The sequence below is a fragment of the Edwardsiella hoshinae NBRC 105699 = ATCC 33379 genome (assembly GCF_000474215.1).
GTDB classification, from domain to species: Bacteria; Pseudomonadota; Gammaproteobacteria; order Enterobacterales; family Enterobacteriaceae; genus Edwardsiella; species Edwardsiella hoshinae.
Map to the genome: position 1 here is coordinate 19,590 of NZ_BAUC01000002.1, position 19,143 is coordinate 38,732.

The window sequence follows — 19,143 nt, forward strand, 5'->3', positions numbered from 1 at the left end:
TGGGCGGTCACTACGGCGGGGAAGCGGCTTGGAGAGCCGACGCTTAGCCCACCAGTCCCCAATAACCCTGTAGCCCCATGTAAATCCCTACTACGCCGATCAGCACGCTAGAGGCGTAAGGCGCCTTCGCCGCCAGCGTCTCGAAGCCTGGCCAACGCCGGCTCGCCTGGCGGATACTCACGGCGGCAGCGACACCGACCGCCACCAGGGTGATGGCCAGCCCGAGGCTGAAACAGAGCACCATCGTCGCCCCCAGGGCGATCGCCTTAAGCTGAATGCAGATCAACAGAATGGTGATCGCCGCCGGACAGGGGATCAAGCCACCAGTCAGCCCAAACAGGATGATTTGCCCGTTACTCACCGAGCGCTGACCGGCGAAACGCCGCTGGATCGCATCCGCATGCGCCTTGGCGTGCGCATCCTGGTAAGCCTCACCGCCCACGTCATGATGGTGATGGTGCTCCTCCGCTTCATGAAAGGCACAGGACAGGCTCTGCTGCGCCCCGCAGGGCCCCAGCAGCAAACGGACATCAAAGCTATGCGGCTCCGGGATCGCCTCGACGGATTGGTAGCCGTCCGCACAGGCGCGGAAGCTATACGATTCGTCCTGCCCCGCCTCGCGTGTGACCAGCAAGCGGATCTCATCGACGGGCCGTAACGTCCCCGTCTCGGCGCGAAGCTGGAAGTAGGCTCCCCGCGCCTCATCCCGGATAGCCAGGCGTAAGCGGCCGGTATCGCTGGCGAGAGAGTGATACTGCTGATGATCATGTGCATGGTGATGGTGTTGTGCGAACCAACCACGCTCCCCTCGCCAGGTACGTAAAAACATCCAACACGCCGTCGCCAGGATCACCCCGGCCGAGATCAGCTGCAACCAGGGCTCGACCGACTGCGCAGTAAAACGTTGGCTCAGGAAGATGCCGCCTAAGGCGATCAGCCAGACCACGGCGGTATGCGACAGTGTCGCCGCCAACCCCAGCATCACGGCCTGACGTACCGTGCCCTTAATCGCAATGATAAAGGCCGCCATCATCGTCTTGGAATGGCCTGGCTCCAAGCCGTGGAGGATCCCCAACAGGATCGCGCTGGGGATAAACCACCAGGCATTACCCTGGTGTAACAGAGAGGTAAAGGTGTCCATGCTAATGATTCTTACTTATCAAACGGTGGCCGCATTCTACTCCCCCCCAGTATCGAATACTACCCCCGAGTATGTGGGGGTGTTATAGTCCGGCTTCACTGGGGTTATCGGAGGACGCTTATGTCACACACTACCCGCGATAAAAAGAGCCTACAGACACGTGTCAATAAGATCCAAGGACAACTCAATGGATTAAAAAACATGCTGGATCAGCCACATGAGTGTGCAGCGGTGTTACAGCAGATCGCCGCGATTCGCGGGGCGGTCAATGGGCTGATGCGTGAGGTGATCAAGGGGCATCTTACCGAGCATATTGTGCATCAGTGCGATGAGGAGAAGCGCGAACAGGATCTGGCGGTAGTGCTCAACGTGCTGGATTCATATATTAAGTGAATCGACTGCGGCCTGAGCTGCTGCCGCAGGCGAAACCGCTCCGCTAAAGCGAGCAGGCGTATCCGTGAATACGCCTGCGACACGGCACGAGCGTGCATGGCACGCCGCGCATCAATGCATATTGTGTGCGTTCTCACCAGTCTGCGCGCCCTGATCCGGGTGCGCGGCCAGCCAGGCCTTCATCTCTTTAATCTCTTTATCTTGTGCTGCGATAATGTCTTTAGCCAGTTTGCGCATCTGCGGATCGGTGCCATATTTCAGTTCGATTTTCGCCATCTCGACGGCGCCAATATGGTGGGGGATCATCCCGGCGGCGAAAGCCACATCGGCATCGTTGCTCATCATTCCCTTCATCATCGACTCATGCATTCCGTTCATCGCGCTATTCAGCTCTTGATGCATCGTCTCGGCTTGGGCGGCAGGCAGCGTGGCGGCGACAGCCGACGTTGCGCAAGCAGCCAATACCAGTGCGCCAACTACGGTGAGTTTCTTCATACCCGACTCCTCTTGATTGAGAACCATTTTACTGAGAACCACTTACTGCATAAGCTGGACTTGTGACTCTACAGCTTCCCCTAAGGGGAGGGTCAAGCATCTCGGTGAGAGCGTCATATTCTTTTTTATTCTATTAGTTTACTTTTTATTCTTTTATATCCAGTTCAGGCAGGACTACCATCCGCTCATTCCTGATGACCGGAGTGCGACGATGATCACCCATTCCCTGCTCGACCTCATCGGCAATACGCCGCTGTTGCGCCTGCAACGCCTGGATAGTGGGCGCTGCGAGCTGTTACTCAAGTTGGAAAACCACAACCCCGGCGGCTCGATCAAGGACCGCGTGGCGCTCTCGATGATCAACGAGGCCGAACGCCGCGGCGAACTCCGCCCGGGCGGTACCATCATCGAGGCCAGCGCCGGCAATACCGGCCTGGGACTGGCGCTCATCGCCATACAGCGCGGATACGCCTTAATCCTCGTGGTACCGGACAAGATGAGCCAAGAAAAGATCACTCATCTACGCGCTTTGCAGGTCGATGTCCGCCTGACACGCTCGGATGTCGGCAAGGGACATCCCGAGTATTACCAAGATTACGCCCGACGCCTGGCTGAAAACCTCCCGGGTAGCTTCTACATCGATCAGTTCAACAACCCGGCCAACCCGGCGGCCCATGCGCAGACCACCGCGCTCGAACTGTGGCGCCAATGCGACGGCCAGATCGACGCTATCGTGGTCGGCGTCGGCTCCGGCGGCACTCTCAACGGCCTACAGCAATTCTTCGCCCGTCACGCGCCGCAGACCCGCTTTATCCTGGCCGATCCCTGCGGCTCGATCCTGGCGGACGCGGTGCAGTTTGGGCAGCATGCACAGGCAGGCAGCTGGCTGGTCGAAGGGATCGGCGAGGACTTCGTTCCGCCGTTGATGAAGCGCGCGACCATCAGTCAGGTCTACCGCATCCCCGATAGCGAGGCGATCGCCTGCGCGCGCGCCCTATTGACGCACGAAGGCGTCCTAGCCGGCTCCTCCACCGGTACCCTGCTGGCCGCCGCGTTACGTTACTGCCGCGCCCAAACGACGCCACAGCGCGTGGTAACGTTCGCCTGCGACAGCGGCAACAAGTATCTCTCGACGATGTTCAACGACCCGTGGCTTAGCCAGCATCAACTGGCATGATTTGTTAAGGAGACGCCATGAACCGATTCGCCACCCAGAGCGTACACAGCGGCAGCCATGATGATAACTTCGGCGCCGTGATGCCGCCGATCTACGCCACCTCGACCTTCGCCCAACGCGCCCCGGGGGAGCACCGCGGCTTCGAATATACCCGCAGCGGCAACCCCACGCGCCAGGCGCTAGAACGGGCGCTCGCCGAGTTGGAGGGAGGGCGCCAGGGCTATGCCTTCGCCTCCGGGCTGGCGGCCATCGCCACGGTGCTGGAGTTGCTGAACTGCGGCAGCCACATCATCGCCCTGGACGATGTCTACGGTGGAACCTGGCGTCTGCTGGAAGGCGTGCGCCAGCGCAGCGCCGGACTACAGGTCAGTTGGGTGAGTCCCGACGATCTGGCGGGGATCGCGGCCGCCATACGGCCGCAGACACGGATGATCTGGGTCGAGACGCCAACCAATCCGTTATTGAAACTGGCCGATCTGTCAGCCATCGCCGCTCTGGCTCGCCGCCACGGCCTGCTCAGCGTCGCCGATAACACCTTCGCCTCGCCGGCGCTACAACGCCCGTTAGCGGCAGGCTTCGACATCGTCGTCCACTCCGCCACCAAATACCTCAACGGTCACTCCGACGTGCTGGCCGGCGCGGCGGTGGTCGGCGAGAATGCGGCGTTGGCCGAACGTCTGGCCTACCTGCAAAACGCGCTCGGGGCGGTGCTCGACCCCTTCGCGAGTTTCCTGACACTACGCGGTATTCGCACCCTGGCGCTGCGCATGGAGCGTCACAGCGCTAACGCCAGCCAACTGGCGCACTGGCTAGAACGTCACCCTCGCATCGAACGGGTCTATTATCCTGGACTGGCAAGCCACCCTCACTATGCATTGGCCCAACGCCAGATGGCGCTCCCCGGCGGGATCATCAGCTGCCTGCTGCGGGAGGAGGCGTCGCAGATCGGCGCACGGCTCGCCCGCTTACGCCTGTTTACCCTGGCGGAGAGTCTGGGTGGAATCGAAAGCCTGATCTGCCAACCCTTCAGCATGACTCATGCCTCACTGCCGTTGGAACAGCGCCTGGCGCGCGGCATCGTGCCGCAACTGCTACGTCTTTCCGTCGGCATCGAAGATGTCGACGATCTGCAAGCGGATCTGGCACACGCGCTCGACTGAGCGCCGCCGTAAATCGCCCGTCGCCGCTCCCCGCCAGGACGCCGCGCCTTGGCATCGCTGGGGGCGGCGTCCTGGCACCCGTCGCTCCAGATTTCACTACCGTTAAATCGCGAGTCGCTGTATATTCAGATACACAACGATAATACCGCTACGCTTGCGAGATGGAGATCCTATGGCGACGCTACGACGTCTATTCCTACTATCCCTCTGTTTACTCGTTCTTCCCCTTGCCCAAGCCGCACGTAGCGTGACCGATCAACTCGGCCGCCAGGTCACCTTGCCCGACCACATTCAACGCATCGTCGTGCTACAGCATCAGACCCTCAACCTGCTGCTACAACTCGACGCCGCGCCGCAGATCGTTGGCGTGCTCGCCAGTTGGCAGAAACAACTCGGCCCCGGCTTCGCCCGACTGATGCCCGGCATCGAGCGGCTTCCAACCCCGGGCGACCTGACCCAGGTCAACATCGAGAGCCTGCTGGCGCTACGCCCACAGGTGGTCTTCGTCGCCAACTATGCGCCGGCCGCCATGATCCAGCAGATCGAACAGGCTGGAATCCCGGTGGTGGCGATCTCCTTGCGTGCGGATGCCCAGAGCGAACGGAACAAGATGAACCCAACCCTGCGCGATGAGGAGCAAAGTTACAACCAGGGACTGAAACAAGGCATTCGTCTTATCGGCGAGATCACGGGTCATCAGACACGGGCCGAGGCCCTGATCGATTACACCTTTCGTCAGCGAGAGAAGTTTAACGCCGCCGTCGCCGACATTCCCGCGACGCAACGCGTACGGGTATACATCGCCAATCCGGATCTCTACACCTACGGCGCAGGTAAATATACGGGGCTAATGCTGCATCATGCCGGGGCATTGAATGTCGCCGCCGCCAGCATCAAGGGCGCGCGGCAAGTGACCCTGGAGCAGGTGCTGGCGTGGGATCCCCAGGTGATCCTGGTGCAGTCACGCTTCCCACAGGTGGTGCGGCAAATCCTGCACGATCCGCAGTGGCAGTCCATCGACGCGGTCAAACACCAACGCGTCTGGCTGATGCCGGAGTATGCCAAGGCCTGGGGCTACCCGATGCCGGAGGCACTGGCCGTCGGGGAGTTGTGGATCGCCCACCAGCTCTACCCACAGCGTTACCCCCACGTCGACGTGAACGCCGAGGCGCAACGTTATTATCAGCGCTTCTACCGCACCGACTGGCAGCCCGATGCACAGTGAACGTCGTTGCCGCGCCTGGCTAGCTGCCCTGATGCTACTGACATTGCTGTTGCTCCTGTTCTCCCTGGGGATCGGACGCTATCCGCTCACCCCATCGCAGATCGTGGCGCTGTTGGGCGACGGTGGAGAAATGCATCCCATCGCCCAGCAGATCGTCTGGTCGGTTAGACTTCCCCGTCTGGTGATGGCGCTGCTGGCGGGCGGTGCCCTTGGTTTGGCCGGTGCCACGCTCCAGGGCGTGTTCCATAATCTCCTGGTCGATCCTCACATCATCGGCGTCACCTCGGGCTCGGCCTTCGGCGGTGCCCTGGCGATCCTGCTGGGCATCTCGCCACTGGCGATGATGGCATCGACCTTCGGCTGCGGCCTACTGGCGCTGATGCTGATCTACGGCATCGCCGCGCTCCAAGGGCGGGAGAATACGCTGGTATTGATCCTCTCCGGCATCATCCTCAGTGGTTTTTTCGCCGCCCTGGTCAGCCTGATCCAGTACCTCGCCGATAGCGATGAGATATTACCCAACATCATCTTCTGGCTGCTGGGGAGCTTCGCCACCGCCAATTGGCACAAGGTGACGCTGCTCGCGCTTCCCGTCTGTGGCGCTGCGTTAGTTCTGTTCAAGCTGCGCTGGCGCGTCAATCTGTTAGCGCTAGACGAAAAGGATGCCCAGGCGCTGGGCGTGGCCGTGGTCCCGCTACGGCGCGCCATTCTGGCGTGTTGTGCCTTGTTGGTCGCGGCACAGGTCGCCGTCAGCGGCAGCATCGCCTGGGTCGGCCTGGTTATTCCCCATCTGGCGCGCCTACTGGTCGGGCCCGACCATCGCCATCTCCTCCCCTGTGCCTTCTGGCTAGGCGGCGGATTTATGATCATCGTGGACGATCTGGCGCGCACCCTGACCGTGGCGGAGTTACCCATCGGCATCCTCACCGCCCTATTGGGCGCCCCCCTGTTTACCCTATTACTGATCCGTCATAGTCGGCCCCGGAGGTCTGCATGCCACCTTCTCTGAGCCTTGAGGCACTCGAATTCGGTTACCGTCATCCGCTGTTTCGCCCGTTGACCCTACAGTGCGCCCCCGGTGAAATCTGGGCTATTCTCGGCGCTAATGGACGCGGCAAGAGCGCACTACTCGCTACCCTGAGCGGTCTCCTTTCTCCCTTAGGCGGTGCCATGCATATCGCGCAGGGCATCAGCCTGGTGCCGCAGCACTTCCGCCCCGCCTTCGCCTGGCGGGTCGCCGATATTGTCTTAATGGGACGCGCGCGTCATGTCGCCCTATTCGCCCAACCGAGTGCCGACGATCGACGCCGAGTGATGGCGGCGCTGACACAACTCGGGATCGCCGATCTGGCTGAACGACCTTTTCCAACGCTCTCCGGCGGTCAGCAACAGTTGGTGATGATCGCCCGCGCGCTGGCCAGCGCCGGGCAAAATATTCTGTTAGATGAGCCCTGCTCCGCCTTAGATCTCGCCAACCAGCAGCGCGTACTGCAACTCCTCACCGATCTGGCGCAACGTCAAGGCCACACCCTCCTCTTTAGCAGCCATGACCCGCTGCATGTGCAGCAGGTCGCCAGCCATGTGCTGCTGCTACTCCCCGATAGGCAGTGGCTGGCCGGTACGACTGAATCTATCTTGCAGGAGGCGCCGCTACGGCGCGCCTATGGCATCACGGTGCGCAAGATCCATCTCGCGGAGTTTGACACGCCGCTGCTGGCCCCCCAGTTTGCGCTTCGCCGCGTGGCGGCAGAAAGCCCGCCCGCCGCAGATACATCTGCCCCGTCTCGCCCAGTATAAAGCGGGACAGTCGCTGGCTGGCGCTATCGCTCGCCAGCCGCGCCAGTTGGTAGTCGCACGCCACATTCCAAGGTTCGGGTATCGGCAACAGTCGCAAATCCGTGGCCTGCACCAGTTGTCGGGCATAATGGGCATAGCCGATGAACAGATCGGCCACGCCTTGGCGAATCAGCCAGGCGGCGGCGCACTCACCGGGCGGAATCGTCACCCCGGTACGGCCACCGACCAAAGGCTGCGCCCGTTGCCGTAACGCCGCCCCCAAGCCCGGCTCGCCCTGTTCCAGACGCGCAAAAAACTGCCAGGCATAGTCACCTGCGGGATCACAGTATGGTGTCGAGGTCGCCACGCGCAGCGTCGGTTGACGCAACAGCGTCAGCCAGTCATCGCCCGGTGCGCACAGCGTAGCGCGGGCGCTCAGCATCAGTCGATTCGCGGCCAGAGGGAAACACGCTTGGGCCACTCCAGCCTCGATCAACCACTGAGCATTGCGGCGATCTGCCGAGGCAAACAGGCTGCACGGTTCGCCGGCCAGGATACGTTCGCGCAATAGCCCGGCCGGGCCATAATGCAGCGCGACCGCTAGGCCCGTTTGGCGGGTAAATGCCGCGATTAACGGTGTAAAGGCGGCGCGCAGACTACCGGCCGCCAATACGGTGATCCTCGGTTCCATCATTGTCCCTTCTTCATCATACACGTCATGCCGCCATTCTACGCCGCTCGACGCGTGAGGCGAGGCAAACGACCTCTTACCTGCACGTCGCCATCAGGTGACAACGTCACGTAAAGAAGCACACCGCGCCCCCGGGCAGCCTTAGTTCGGTACGATGCGCCGCAGAATACCAAAGCGCGCCAGCAGCCATAGGATCAACAGCGCCAGCGCATGGATCAAGGTATGACTCAGCCAAGCGTGCTGCCACAGCCCGAATCTGACCCACTGGCTGATCGCCAGCACCACATACAGATGCAAGATAAAGACATAGAGCGAGTTCTGCCCCAGGCGGATAAAAAACCAGCCGCACAGTTCATTCAGCGGACGCCACAACGCGCCGAGCAGCAGATACAGCGTGAGCAACAAACAGGCGTCGTTGATCACGCGCAGTAGACCTAAGGTATTTTTCGCCGCCCACACGTTGTTGATGTAATCGAAACGGTAGTCGGGGATCAGGTGTAAAAAGAAGCGGGCCGGAATAAAGGGATTGGTATTGTTTTGCACCACGAACATCAGCAAGAGTGCGATGGAGACCATCAGCCTGATGACGCGTTGTCCAAGCGGGGTCTTGGCCAGCGATTGCAGTTCGCTCTTATACCAACCACACATCATGCCCAACACATAAATAAACTGCCAAGCCAGAAGCGGAAAAGCATACTCAAACTGCGCGCTGGTGAGGTCGAGAGGATGCAACTGATAAGCAATGTAAATCTCCAGCGAGATGACAAACAGGAGGCCGACCTGACGCCGATGCAGTAACCAGACCACCAGCGGCGTCAGCAGCAGCAGATAGAAATAGAGCCCGAGGATCTGCGTCTGTTGCGGCCCAATCTGGAGGAACAGGATCTGATTGAGCCACGCCTCGCGCGTCTGCGCGGCGATGGGATACAGGGCATAGGGGATCTCGTCGTGGCGCTGGACGAAATGGGTCACCTCGAAAGTATTCAACCAAGGCAGTTGGCTCAGCGCAAGTATCGAGACAATGATCGTCAGATTGACCCCATACAGGGTGGCGGCGCGGCGCAGCAGCGAATAGGCGACGGTTACCATATCCTGATGTTGTAACTGGCGCCGTTTGGTCTGGCCGAGGACAAAACCGGATAAGATGACGAAAATCTCGGCGCCGGTGGTAAAGCCAAAACGCTCCGAGGTAACCAGGTTAAAACCGGAGATGATTTCCACGTGGGTGACGATCATCAGCAACAGGGCGATCCCCCGCATAAAGTCGATGCGTAGATCGCGCGGCCCCTGCGCCACATAGCGCCAACGCCGCAGCCGATCGGCCCCCTCCCGTTTGCGTCCGCGCCACCACGCCATCCGCCTCATCCTACCGCCCATTCTACGCCGAGGCCCCGTCGGCCACTCCTCTTGCAGTGTAGAAACAGTCAGGCTAAAACGCCAAATCCTCGCCGGCGGAGAGAGAGGGTAATCCATTGAATCTTGGCTTAAAGCCAGATTGATGCCGTTTTCTTGCCGCCTTACGCGCCTGCGCTACACTGATTACTATCAGTGAGATCGCCGTCACGTGGAGCCAGGGAGACTGCCATGTATTTTTATTTTTCTCCATTTGAGAAACGGCGTCCTCCCGCCCCCCTCGATCATCATCCGGCAATCGTCTTTCTCTGGCAGATGCTGATCATCGCCGCCTTACTGCTCGGTGCGAACTACATTCGCTGGCGCTGGATGGACTCGCTCAATTATGAGGCGCTGTGGTACGCCGTCCCGCTGGCACTGGCCGAAACCCTGGCCTATATCGGCACCTGCCTGTTTACCTTCAACCTCTGGCAACCCCGTGACCCCGAGCCACAGCCCGCGCCTGACGACATTCGCCAATGCCTGGGCCAGACGGACGGCTTGCTGCCACGCCCCCTCAAGGTCGATCTGTTCATCGCCACCTACTCCGAAGATCCTGAGCTGGTGCGCCTCTCCATTCAGGACGCGAAACAGATGGTCTACCCCCATCCCCTCGATTACCGAATCCACGTGCTGGACGATGGCCGGCGCGAGACGATGCGCCAGGTCGCCGTCCAAGAAGGCGTGAACTACCTGACGCGCGACACCAATATCGGCTTCAAGGCCGGCAATCTGCGCAACGGCATCGAGCAGACCGACGGCGACTTTATCGTCATCTGCGACGCCGACACCCGGGTGTTTCCCACCCTGTTAAGCCACACCTTGGGCTACTTCCGCGATCCCAAGGTCGCCTGGGTACAGACGCCACAGTGGTTCTACGATCTGGCGCAAGGAACCCCGCTGCCCCGCTGGCTGGCGCGACGGGGCGGACGGCTGGGCCAATGGCTGGGACGCGCCATCGAGTGTCTGGTCGGGCCGATCCAGGTCGGCGAAGATCCCTTTCTCAACGATCCGCAGATGTTCTACGACATCATTCAACGGCGGCGTAACCGCGCCTATGCCTCCTTTTGTTGCGGCGCCGCCTCGATCCACCGGCGCGAGGCCATCATGCAGACCGCGCTGCGCCAATACGCCTTGGACATCGAGAGCGAGATCGCCCGCTACACCGACGACATCGCCAACCCGCAGCTACGACAAGATCTGCAACAAGCCATGCTGCCACACGTCGCCTATGACATGGAGTTGATGCCCTATCGCTTCCATGTCTCCGAGGATATCTACACCTCCATCATGTTGCACGGTGACATTGAACATCCTTGGCGCTCAGTGATGCACCCGCAGATCGAGTCCAAGATGCTGTCGCCGCAAGATCTACAGACCTGGATGATCCAGCGCTTCAAGTATGCCGCCGGCTCGCTGGACATCTTGCTGCACGACGAGGTCTTATTCAGTCGTCAACTGCGCCTCTCCTGGGCACAGAAGCTCCTGTATGGCACCACCTTCTGGTCTTATCTGGCCTGCACCTGGAACCTGCTCTTCCTCATTGCCCCGTTGATCTACCTGTTTAGCGGCATTCCGCCGTTGTCCACCTATTCCACGTCGTTCTACCTGCACTTCGTCCCCTACATCGTACTCAGTGAACTGGCGTTCATGTTCGGCACCTGGGGGATCTCGGCCTGGAGCGGCAAGGCCTCTTATCTGGCGCTGTTCTCCATGAACCTGCGCGCGCTGGATAATGTCCTACGTGGAGAGACGATCCGTTTTCGCGTCACCCCGAAGGAGCGTCAACAGGGTAACTTCTTGATGTTGGTCAAACCGCAGCTGGCCATCGTCATCTTGACGTTGATCGCCTTGGGCTGGGGCGCCCTGCAACTGGCCTGGGGTAATATCACCGATCCTTCAGGCTATATTATCAATATCTTCTGGTGCGTGATGAACATCCTGGCAATGATGCCGATGATCCTCGCCGCGCTCTGGCAACCGCCGGCCCATGATAGCGAAGCCGACGCTGCTGACAGCAGGGAGTGCTGAGATGGCACTATCGACCAATTTACTCCGAGCCAGAAGCTACATCGCCACCCTGTGCGGCTTCCTATTGGCATTGGGCATCGTACTCTATGTCGAGCGCCATCAGCCGCCCCCTGTCATTCCGCTCACGCCCCAAAACCTCGGCACGGATTTCCCCGCACTGCCTGCGGCACGCGCACTCAGCTTTCAGCAGGCGATCGACGCACGTATCGCCTGGCAGTACTTTGTCAATAACACCCAACAGAGTGGCCTGGTCAACGCCCTGGATCGGCAGCCCTATGTCAGCCTGTGGAGCATCGGCGATCAACTGATGGCGACCCTGGCCGCCGAGCGATTGGGGATCATCGGCCGCGCCGAGTTGGATCGCCGTCTTACTGCGACGCTACAAGCATTACACGCCTTGCCCCTCGCGCCACGACGCCTACCTTGGCAGTACTATCACAGCACCACCCTCGCGCCCTATCCGCAACAGGATGAGGCTGGCATCACCTGGTCTGCGGCCGATATCGGCCGCCTGCTCAGCGCATTACAGGCCTGCCGTAACCACTACCCCGAACACGGCGCAGCGATCACCCGCCTGCTCTCCGCTTGGCAGCTGAGCGCGTTATTTCAGCAGCGCCCTTATGCCCCCTATGCCTTGCGCGCAACCCCGCGTTGGCAACTGATCAGTCGCCCGGGCGAGGAGGGGCTAGGCTATCGTCTGTATCTGCAATCGGCCTTGAGCGGCCTCACCCCCAGCGCGGGCATCATCCTGCAACAACCGCTGCGTGGGCAACGTACCATTGATGTCAATGGGGTCATCCTCACCGAGGATGAACAAAATGATACGCTGGCGCTCCCATATGATGAGGTGATCACACTGCGCGCAACCCGCCATCCGCTGATCGTGATGGCGCCCTACCTGTTGGCGGCGTTGGAGTACGGCTTTAGCCTGGACAATGCGGCGGTGACCTGGCGCATCTTCCAGGCGCAACAGAGCCGTTATAACCCCGATACGGGTAAACATTTTATATTCGACGCCCGCGAAGGGAGCGCGCCCTCGCCGCTCAGCGGCGCCCCTGGCCCGCAGGGGGCAGTGCTGCAACTCTCAACCCAAACCGCGTTCGCTTGGGACGCGCTATTGGCTTTGCCATGGAGCGCGACCTTACGCCAACAGGCTCAGACACTGTTCGTTCCCGGACGAGGTTGGCGTGACGGCGTGCGTCTCGACGGTAGCGCCAGCCCGATCATCAGTGCCACGAGTAACGCACTGATCTTAGAAAGTCTGCTATACCAGATACAGGGGCCACTGTTGTGCGCCTACTGCCAGTCCCCCGATGCAACGCGTGCTAACCGCCCGACGGGCGAGCCGACGCCATGATGCGATAAGGAATGCCTATGTCACTGCCAACCTCAAACGCCGCCTCTCCCTTACGCCTACTCGGCGGGCTGTGGCTGGCACTACTGCTGGCGCTTCTGGCGCCCAACGCTCAGGCCGCCAGCCTGAGCGAGTTGCCAGCCGCCGGCTACCCGGCGCGCCACGGCGCATTAACACCACAGGAGAAGGCGGTAGCGCAAAAAGCCTGGGCGTACTTCGTCACTAACTACCAGCCGACCACCGGCCTAGTGAACGCGGCGAACGCTTACCCCTCCACCACCATGTGGGATACCGCCTCTTACCTCGCGGCGCTGGTTGCGGCCCGCGAGTTGGGTCTGGTGAATAAAAGCGAATTCGATCAACGGATGATCAAACTGCTGGCGACACTGAATAACCTGGCGCTGTTCCAGAATCAGGCGCCGAACAAGGCCTACAACACCATCACCGCGCAGAAGGTGAACTATATCAACCAGCCAGGCGAGATCGGCTTCTCCGCCCTGGATCTGGGGCGCCTACTGATCTGGCTGAAGATCGTCAAAGAGCGCTACCCGGAGTACGCCAATGACATCGATAACCTGGTGTTGCGCTGGGACTTCAGCCATATCGTCGATCCCTGCGGCACGCTGTACGGCGCCCTATTAGACGGCAAAAACCAACCGATGTACGTGCAGGAGGGGCGTCTGGGGTATGAGGAGTACGCCGCCGCCGGCTTCCAACTGTGGGGCTTCAATACCTGCCAGGCCTCCCGCCCCGAACCCTATCAACTGGCCGATATCTATTGCGTCCTGGTGCCCTACGACGCACGCGATCCGCGCCCGACGCAGCAGCATAACTATGTCACCAGCGAGCCTTACGTATTGTATGGCATGGAGTTAGGCTGGAATAAGGCCAGTGTCCCAGCGACAGGTGACGGCGCAGAAACCCACCCGTGGATGCATGACTTCGCCAACCGGGTCTATCAGGCGCAGGAGAACCGTTACCAAGTCGCCGGCATCGTGACCGCCCGCACCGAACACCAATTGGACCGAGCGCCCTATTTCGTCTATGACACGGTCTTCTCCGATGGCTATGCCTGGAACACCCTCACCGATAAAGGCGTCTATACCCCCGAAGACGCCGCCGTTTCGCTAAAGGCGGCGCTGGGGATGTGGGCGTTATGGCAGTCGCCTTACACCGATCTGCTGTTCAACAGCCTGGAAAACGCCAACGACGGCAACAAAGGCTTTTACGAAGGGTTATACGAGAACGGCAGTGGCCCAATCAAGGAGTTCACCGCCAATAACAACGGGATCATGTTGGAGGCACTCCTGTTTAAGCAACAAGGTAACCTGTTGCCGCCGCGCGCGGCGGGCGGGGGCGACGCCAACACCCCGCCGCCATCACTGTGGGAGAAAACCCTGCTGAATGCCTTTGACGAGAGCAACAGCGCGCGCAACCGCCCCTTCCTCGCCGCCACGCCCAAGCAAACCAGCTGGTGTAAACAGCAAGGGATCGCCCTGCGCCATGCGCCGGCCTGTCCGAATAGCCAGTGTGCCCGATGCACCCTGGACGCCCCGATCTCTCTGCCGCCGGTCAGCGCCTCATGCTTAAAACCCTAATCGCTCTCGCCATCATCAGCGTACTGGCACTGGCCGTCGGGCTGTGGCCGGGCGGCTTAGGCCAACTGGATAACGCCTGGCGCTACTTGCGCCAAGGCGGCTGGCACCATGCCGGACGTTTAGGCGCCCTCAGCAGCGAGGAGCAACGCTGGGCCGCCATCGCTTGGCGTTATTTCCAGAATAATAGCCAAGCCGCCAGCGCGCTGGTTAATGGTCAGGACAACTACCCGGTGATCAGCAGCGGTCAGATCGGCGATACCCTGGTAGCACTGGTCGCCGCCCGGCGTCTAGCATTGATAAATGAGGCGGAGTTTGACCGGCGCCTCTCTCCCCTGCTCGCCACACTCAGCCGTCTGCCGCTCACCGAGCCGGGACTGCCTAACCGCTACTATGACACGCAGCGACTCACGCCGGTCAACGCGGCACGCCAGCCCGCCGCCGACGGCTGGTCGGCCACCGGCATCGCACGTCTGTTGCTTGGCCTGCGCTTGGTCGGCCTCGCGGCCCCGCAGTACGGTGAGTTTATCGATCGCCTACTCCTCGGCTGGAACTTCTGCCCCCTGCTCGATCCCCAGGGACAGGTGTTGGACGGTGAACGGCGCGACGGGCGCTGGCAGACGCACCCCATCAGCGACGTGGCGCAGAGCCAGTACGCCGCCGCCGTCCTGGGACTCTGGGGCTTCGACGCCAGGCGCAGCGCGGCGCCCCCCTATAAGCGCATCATCATCGGCCCTACTCAGATCGACGTCGGTACACGCGACCCGCGCCTGGGCGGCGGTAACCTAAGCGTCGATAGCACCCCCTACCTGCTGGCCGGGCTAGAGTTCAACTGGACACCGCCGGGTAAGGCCGCCCTCTCGCTGAGCGATTTGCGCCAACGCGCCCAGGCGGTATACCAGGCCCAAGCCTGGCGCTGGCAGAGCCAGGGCGTTCTTACTGCGCGCGCCAACTATGTACTCAACCAGGCGCCATGGCGTATCGATAACAGTCTCTTCGCTAACGGCTATCCCTGGAACGTTGTCAGCGAAGAGGGGCAATATCGCCCCGAGCTGGCGCTGATCGCCACCCGCGCGGTATTCGGCCTGTGGGTACTGTGGGACAGTCCCTATACCGATGCGCTCATGCAGTTGGGCCGCTTCCCTTACGACGCGCAACGCGGTTGGTATGAGGGCCGTTTCGAGCATAACGCGCAATACAATCCGGCGTTAACCCTCACCACCAATGCCATGGTGCTGGAGGCGCTGTTGTATAAGGCCAACAATGGCCCGCTGATCCCCCGCCTCGCGGTGACTACGGGGTATCTGGATATTCTGCTGCGTGAGCCGGTGAACTGGCCACGCCATTGCCTGCCCCAGGAAGGGCGCTAACGTTACGCCAAGGAGTCGCCATGCCGCGTTGCCTGCGCTACCCGTATCTACTGCTGCTCGCCCTCGCCCCACTGACCGGCGGTGCACAAACCTTGAGTCTGGATGGAACGTGGCGGGTACACGACGCTAATCCGCCCTTCGACAGCCTCGCGCGTCTCCCCCCGCCGGATAGCGCCTGGCGACGCCTACGGGTGCCTGCCAACTGGTATAGCCAGGGACTGGATCACCAGGGCGCACTCTGGTATCAACGCGAATTCACCCTGCCTGCCTTGGCCGCCGATCGCATGGTCACCCTGATCTTTAACGGCGTTGATTACCGCGCCGATGTCTGGCTCAACCGCCGTTATCTCGGCGCCCATCAGGGCTACTTTCAGCGCTTCGCCTTGGACACGGGCGAGGCACTACAGCGCCATAACCGCCTGCTGGTTCGCGTCGACAGTCCCTTCGAGCCCTTCGGCAAAGTCTGGCCGTTACACAAACAACTCATCAAGGGGGTGTTAAACCAGCATGACACCCGTCCCGGCGGCGCCTGGTCGCCGCAGGGGCAAGACGCCAACTCGGGCGGGATCTGGCAACCCGTACGCCTGAAGATCAGCCGGCGTGCCGCCATCGACAATCTCCTCCTAACCCCGCGCTTCTCATCCGATGGTCGTCACGCTAAGCTCAATCTGCGCCTGGACTATCGTGCCCAGACGCGCATGCCCGCCACCCTCACGCTGCGCATGATCCCCTATAACTTCGTCGGTCGGCACTACCGCCTGACGCTCCCGCTGACCCTGAAACGCGACGGCGTCATCGAGACAGAGATGGCATTGCCGCGCGTCACCCGCTGGTGGCCGGACGGCCATGGCTACCCAGCGTTATATCAGGTGCGTGTCGCCCTCAACGACGAGCACGGCGAAATGGACAGCGCGCAACAGGTCACGGGCATCCGTCAACTCCGGCAAGATGCGGCGAGCCAAGCCTGGTATATCAACGGCAAACGTATCTTCCTGCGCGGTACCAACTACATCGCCTCCCCCTGGCTCGGTCAGGTCACGGCCGCCGACTATCGCCGTGACCTACTCATGATGAAACGTGCCCATATCAACACGGTACGCATCCACGCCCATGTAGCAGGCCAAGCCCTCTACCGCCAGGCCGACGAGCTGGGCATGATGCTGTGGCAGGACATGCCGCTACAATGGGGCTATGACGACTCGACGGCGTTCGCGAATGAGGCCGCCCGCCAGGCCACGGCGCTGGTGCGTCAGTTCGGCTCCCATCCCGCCATCATCGTCTGGGTGGGACAGAATGAGCCGCCGTTCAACGCCCCCTGGATGAAGGAGCTGTTCGCCGACTGGCAGCCTAACCTCAACCGCCAGCTCGCCCAGCGGGTCGCCGCGGCGTTGGGGCAAGATACTTCCCGCGGCCTACACCCCTGGTCGCGGGTCGACGAGCACTTCTGGCAAGGCTGGTACTTCGGCAAGATCAGCGACGTCTTAAAGCCCGCCTATCGCCCGATCATCACCGAATTCGGCGCCCAGGCGCTACCCGCGCTGCCGACCCTGATGACCATCATCCCGCCCGCCGAGCGTTGGCCGGCCAGCACCGATCCCCGCGATCCCGCCTGGCGCGTCTGGATGTATCACAACTTCCAACCAAGTAATGCCTTCGGCCTGGCCGGACTCCGCCGGGGAAAGGATCTGGCGAGTTTTATCGTTAACACACAGCAGAATCAGGCACGCATCATCCAACTGGCCGGCGAAAGCTATCGCCGGCAGCGTTTCCGCCCGGTTACAACCCTGATGCAGTTCATGTTCAGCGAGAGCTGGCCCTCCATCAACTGGGCCGTGGTGGACTATAGCCGCCAACCGAAACCGGGTTACTTCGCCCTACAGCGCGCCTTCCAGCCGATCCTGCCGTCCATCGAACCGCTCACCCTCACCTGGCGCGTCGCTCAACCGGGACACGTTGCCCTGTGGGCGATCAACGATACCTGGCGAGCCCATCCCGGCAGCCGCTTGGTCTGGCAACTGCGTCAGGGAGGCGTCAGCCTACAACAAGGCGAGCTGACCTTCGACCTGCCGGCCGACAGTGGGCAAAAGCTACGCCAGATCCAGGCGACGCCGCGCGACCGTCAGGATCTGTGGCTATACGCCACCCTGTATGATGCGCATGGCAAGACTCTGGGCGAAAACAGCTATCGCTTCGAGGTGGCGGCCCCCTAAGGCAGCCCTGGCTAGACGGCGCTCCGCCTAGCCAGGGCCGGATGGCGCGCGCTGGCGCACCGGGACACATCGCACCGGACGCAGGCTAGCGTGCCCGCATAGGCACGCGGCGACACCGTGGCGTCCTGAGGCAAACGCCACGGTAGGCGCTCATCTTAGAACGGAAGCGTCCAACTCAGGTTGATGGTGCCTTGGCGGAAGTTGGCGTTGCGATCGCTGCGCCAGGGATAACGCGTCCCGCTGTAGTTACCATAGGAGATGGAGAGATCCCCTGGTTGATAGCCGGAAACATAGCCAAAGCTGTAGTTGTAATCGGAGTCCCACGGCTGCTGTTGGGCACTGTCCGGATAATAAAAGGCGGAGAGGCGGAAGAAAAAATGCTGTTTTAAGGTATAGCCACAGCTGCCCAATAAGGCGCTTTTTCCCCGCTTCATCTGGTTATCCTGAAGGGAGTAGTAGCGCGGACCATAACTATATCCCAGCTGACAAGTCAGGCTATCTTGTGGAAAGATCAGTAGATGTTGATTCCAGCTGTCTGGGAGAGAAAATTTATAGGCCGCGGTAATGGTACCTTGTTCGATATTGGTGCGACGTTGTCCCTGTTGAGGATAAAAATGATTATTATCACCGTAGTTACTGTAGACCAAACTAAAGGTGCCGGGATGCCAGTCATCATAACCGACGCTATAAACAAAATCCGGTCGATAGCGGTTAAGATGCTGTAGCGGTACGCGCACCGTCATATTAGCGAAGAAATAACTTAACGGTGAATACTGAAAGCTGGCCAACATGCGCTGATTGACGATATTGCGCATCTCGCTCTGCTCACTATTCAGCGGCAGATTGAGCCATTGATGAGCAAGCGGAGTACTATAGGTCAAGGCAGTAGAAAAACGCGCCTCGCTACCAGAGAAGAGACGCGCCCAAGGGGTAGTAAAAATCTTGACCGGGGGTTGCGCCGCGTCTGCCGTTTCTCCCCGCAGCGGTAAGGGGCTAGCGACTAATAACAATAGTGCAGTTACGCTGCAATAAACTTGCTTATCCATGGTGTTATCCGACATCGATGCGCCGTCGCGATCCTTGCACTAAGGATAGATAACATTTTGGCTGCTCACCACTCTAGCAACAATAAA

At 60.7% G+C, this 19,143-nt stretch carries 14 protein-coding genes and 2 pseudogenes; 11 read left to right on the forward strand and 5 right to left on the reverse strand.

Going from position 1 to position 19,143, the window contains the following annotated elements; genetic code table 11:
- Positions 1–43: 43 nt before the first annotated feature.
- Entirely contained in the window at positions 44–1,141 is a 1,098-nt protein-coding gene (locus EHO01S_RS00550; RefSeq protein WP_024522122.1) for a nickel/cobalt efflux transporter, read from the reverse strand.
- 120 nt (positions 1,142–1,261) lie between these two features.
- On the opposite strand from EHO01S_RS00550, the gene rcnR reads away from it, so the two are divergent.
- Positions 1,262–1,534, forward strand: a complete 273-nt coding sequence (rcnR, locus tag EHO01S_RS00555; protein ID WP_024522123.1) for a Ni(II)/Co(II)-binding transcriptional repressor RcnR — start codon at positions 1,262–1,264, stop codon at positions 1,532–1,534.
- A 111-nt stretch (positions 1,535–1,645) separates the two neighbouring features.
- Here the strand turns inward: rcnR and copM are convergent, their stop codons facing one another.
- Complete coding sequence (gene copM / locus EHO01S_RS00560) at positions 1,646–2,029, reverse strand: CopM family metallochaperone (RefSeq protein ID WP_024522124.1); 384 nt, start codon at positions 2,027–2,029, stop codon at positions 1,646–1,648.
- Between the two features lie 211 nt (positions 2,030–2,240).
- Here copM and EHO01S_RS00565 point away from each other — a divergent pair.
- From EHO01S_RS00565 to EHO01S_RS18030, 5 genes and pseudogenes are all read left to right on the forward strand, one after another.
- A pseudogene (locus EHO01S_RS00565) lies at positions 2,241–3,200 on the forward strand (PLP-dependent cysteine synthase family protein); the annotation flags it as partial.
- 23 nt (positions 3,201–3,223) lie between these two features.
- Positions 3,224–4,366, forward strand: a complete 1,143-nt coding sequence (locus EHO01S_RS00570) for a trans-sulfuration enzyme family protein (protein ID WP_024522126.1) — start codon at positions 3,224–3,226, stop codon at positions 4,364–4,366.
- Between the two features lie 172 nt (positions 4,367–4,538).
- Positions 4,539–5,591, forward strand: a complete 1,053-nt coding sequence (locus tag EHO01S_RS00575; RefSeq protein WP_024522127.1) for an ABC transporter substrate-binding protein — start codon at positions 4,539–4,541, stop codon at positions 5,589–5,591.
- The gene (locus tag EHO01S_RS00580; protein ID WP_024522128.1) at positions 5,581–6,600 is read left to right on the forward strand and encodes a FecCD family ABC transporter permease; all 1,020 of its coding nucleotides are present in this window, start codon (positions 5,581–5,583) and stop codon (positions 6,598–6,600) included. The genes EHO01S_RS00575 and EHO01S_RS00580 overlap by 11 nt, the downstream gene beginning before the upstream one ends.
- Positions 6,585–7,388: an ABC transporter ATP-binding protein gene (locus EHO01S_RS18030; protein WP_024522129.1), complete on the forward strand. Its 804-nt coding sequence runs from the start codon at positions 6,585–6,587 to the stop codon at positions 7,386–7,388. The genes EHO01S_RS00580 and EHO01S_RS18030 overlap by 16 nt, the downstream gene beginning before the upstream one ends.
- Here the strand turns inward: EHO01S_RS18030 and EHO01S_RS00590 are convergent.
- Both EHO01S_RS00590 and opgC read right to left on the reverse strand, forming a co-directional pair.
- Positions 7,336–8,061 (reverse strand): annotated as a pseudogene (locus tag EHO01S_RS00590) (substrate-binding domain-containing protein); the annotation flags it as partial. The gene EHO01S_RS18030 and the pseudogene EHO01S_RS00590 sit on opposite strands and share 53 nt — an antisense overlap.
- Positions 8,062–8,199: 138 nt before the next feature.
- Positions 8,200–9,414: an OpgC domain-containing protein gene (opgC, locus tag EHO01S_RS00595; protein WP_051355182.1), complete on the reverse strand. Its 1,215-nt coding sequence runs from the start codon at positions 9,412–9,414 to the stop codon at positions 8,200–8,202.
- A gap of 228 nt (positions 9,415–9,642) precedes the next feature.
- On the opposite strand from opgC, the gene EHO01S_RS00600 reads away from it, so the two are divergent.
- The 5 genes from EHO01S_RS00600 to EHO01S_RS00620 are packed head-to-tail and all read left to right on the forward strand — an operon-like array spanning position 9,643 to position 18,010.
- Positions 9,643–11,481, forward strand: coding sequence for a glycosyltransferase (locus EHO01S_RS00600; protein ID WP_024522132.1), 1,839 nt, complete (start codon positions 9,643–9,645; stop codon positions 11,479–11,481).
- Position 11,482: 1 nt separating this feature from the next.
- Entirely contained in the window at positions 11,483–12,838 is a 1,356-nt protein-coding gene (locus tag EHO01S_RS00605) for a DUF3131 domain-containing protein (protein WP_024522133.1), read from the forward strand.
- 17 nt (positions 12,839–12,855) lie between these two features.
- Positions 12,856–14,433, forward strand: coding sequence for a DUF3131 domain-containing protein (locus EHO01S_RS00610; protein WP_024522134.1), 1,578 nt, complete (start codon positions 12,856–12,858; stop codon positions 14,431–14,433).
- Positions 14,418–15,800, forward strand: a complete 1,383-nt coding sequence (locus EHO01S_RS17305; protein WP_035370150.1) for a DUF3131 domain-containing protein — start codon at positions 14,418–14,420, stop codon at positions 15,798–15,800. The genes EHO01S_RS00610 and EHO01S_RS17305 overlap by 16 nt, the downstream gene beginning before the upstream one ends.
- A gap of 20 nt (positions 15,801–15,820) precedes the next feature.
- Entirely contained in the window at positions 15,821–18,010 is a 2,190-nt protein-coding gene (locus EHO01S_RS00620; RefSeq protein WP_024522135.1) for a glycoside hydrolase family 2 protein, read from the forward strand.
- A 155-nt stretch (positions 18,011–18,165) separates the two neighbouring features.
- On the opposite strand, the gene EHO01S_RS00625 is transcribed toward EHO01S_RS00620, so the two are convergent.
- Positions 18,166–19,056 (reverse strand): hypothetical protein, encoded by an 891-nt coding sequence (locus EHO01S_RS00625; protein WP_024522136.1) that lies wholly within the window; start codon positions 19,054–19,056, stop codon positions 18,166–18,168.
- Positions 19,057–19,143: the final 87 nt, after the last annotated feature.

Excerpts from the sequence above, each read along its gene's own strand:
- EHO01S_RS00550 (WP_024522122.1), bottom strand. The coding sequence starts at position 1,141 with ATGGACACCTTTACCTCTCTGTTACACCAGGGTAATGCCTGGTGGTTT.
- rcnR (WP_024522123.1), top strand. The coding sequence starts at position 1,262 with ATGTCACACACTACCCGCGATAAAAAGAGCCTACAGACACGTGTCAAT.
- copM (WP_024522124.1), bottom strand. The coding sequence starts at position 2,029 with ATGAAGAAACTCACCGTAGTTGGCGCACTGGTATTGGCTGCTTGCGCA.
- EHO01S_RS00570 (WP_024522126.1), top strand. The coding sequence starts at position 3,224 with ATGAACCGATTCGCCACCCAGAGCGTACACAGCGGCAGCCATGATGAT.
- EHO01S_RS00575 (WP_024522127.1), top strand. The coding sequence starts at position 4,539 with ATGGCGACGCTACGACGTCTATTCCTACTATCCCTCTGTTTACTCGTT.
- EHO01S_RS00580 (WP_024522128.1), top strand. The coding sequence starts at position 5,581 with ATGCACAGTGAACGTCGTTGCCGCGCCTGGCTAGCTGCCCTGATGCTA.
- EHO01S_RS18030 (WP_024522129.1), top strand. The coding sequence starts at position 6,585 with ATGCCACCTTCTCTGAGCCTTGAGGCACTCGAATTCGGTTACCGTCAT.
- opgC (WP_051355182.1), bottom strand. The coding sequence starts at position 9,414 with ATGGCGTGGTGGCGCGGACGCAAACGGGAGGGGGCCGATCGGCTGCGG.
- EHO01S_RS00600 (WP_024522132.1), top strand. The coding sequence starts at position 9,643 with ATGTATTTTTATTTTTCTCCATTTGAGAAACGGCGTCCTCCCGCCCCC.
- EHO01S_RS00605 (WP_024522133.1), top strand. The coding sequence starts at position 11,483 with ATGGCACTATCGACCAATTTACTCCGAGCCAGAAGCTACATCGCCACC.
- EHO01S_RS00610 (WP_024522134.1), top strand. The coding sequence starts at position 12,856 with ATGTCACTGCCAACCTCAAACGCCGCCTCTCCCTTACGCCTACTCGGC.
- EHO01S_RS17305 (WP_035370150.1), top strand. The coding sequence starts at position 14,418 with ATGCTTAAAACCCTAATCGCTCTCGCCATCATCAGCGTACTGGCACTG.
- EHO01S_RS00620 (WP_024522135.1), top strand. The coding sequence starts at position 15,821 with ATGCCGCGTTGCCTGCGCTACCCGTATCTACTGCTGCTCGCCCTCGCC.
- EHO01S_RS00625 (WP_024522136.1), bottom strand. The coding sequence starts at position 19,056 with ATGGATAAGCAAGTTTATTGCAGCGTAACTGCACTATTGTTATTAGTC.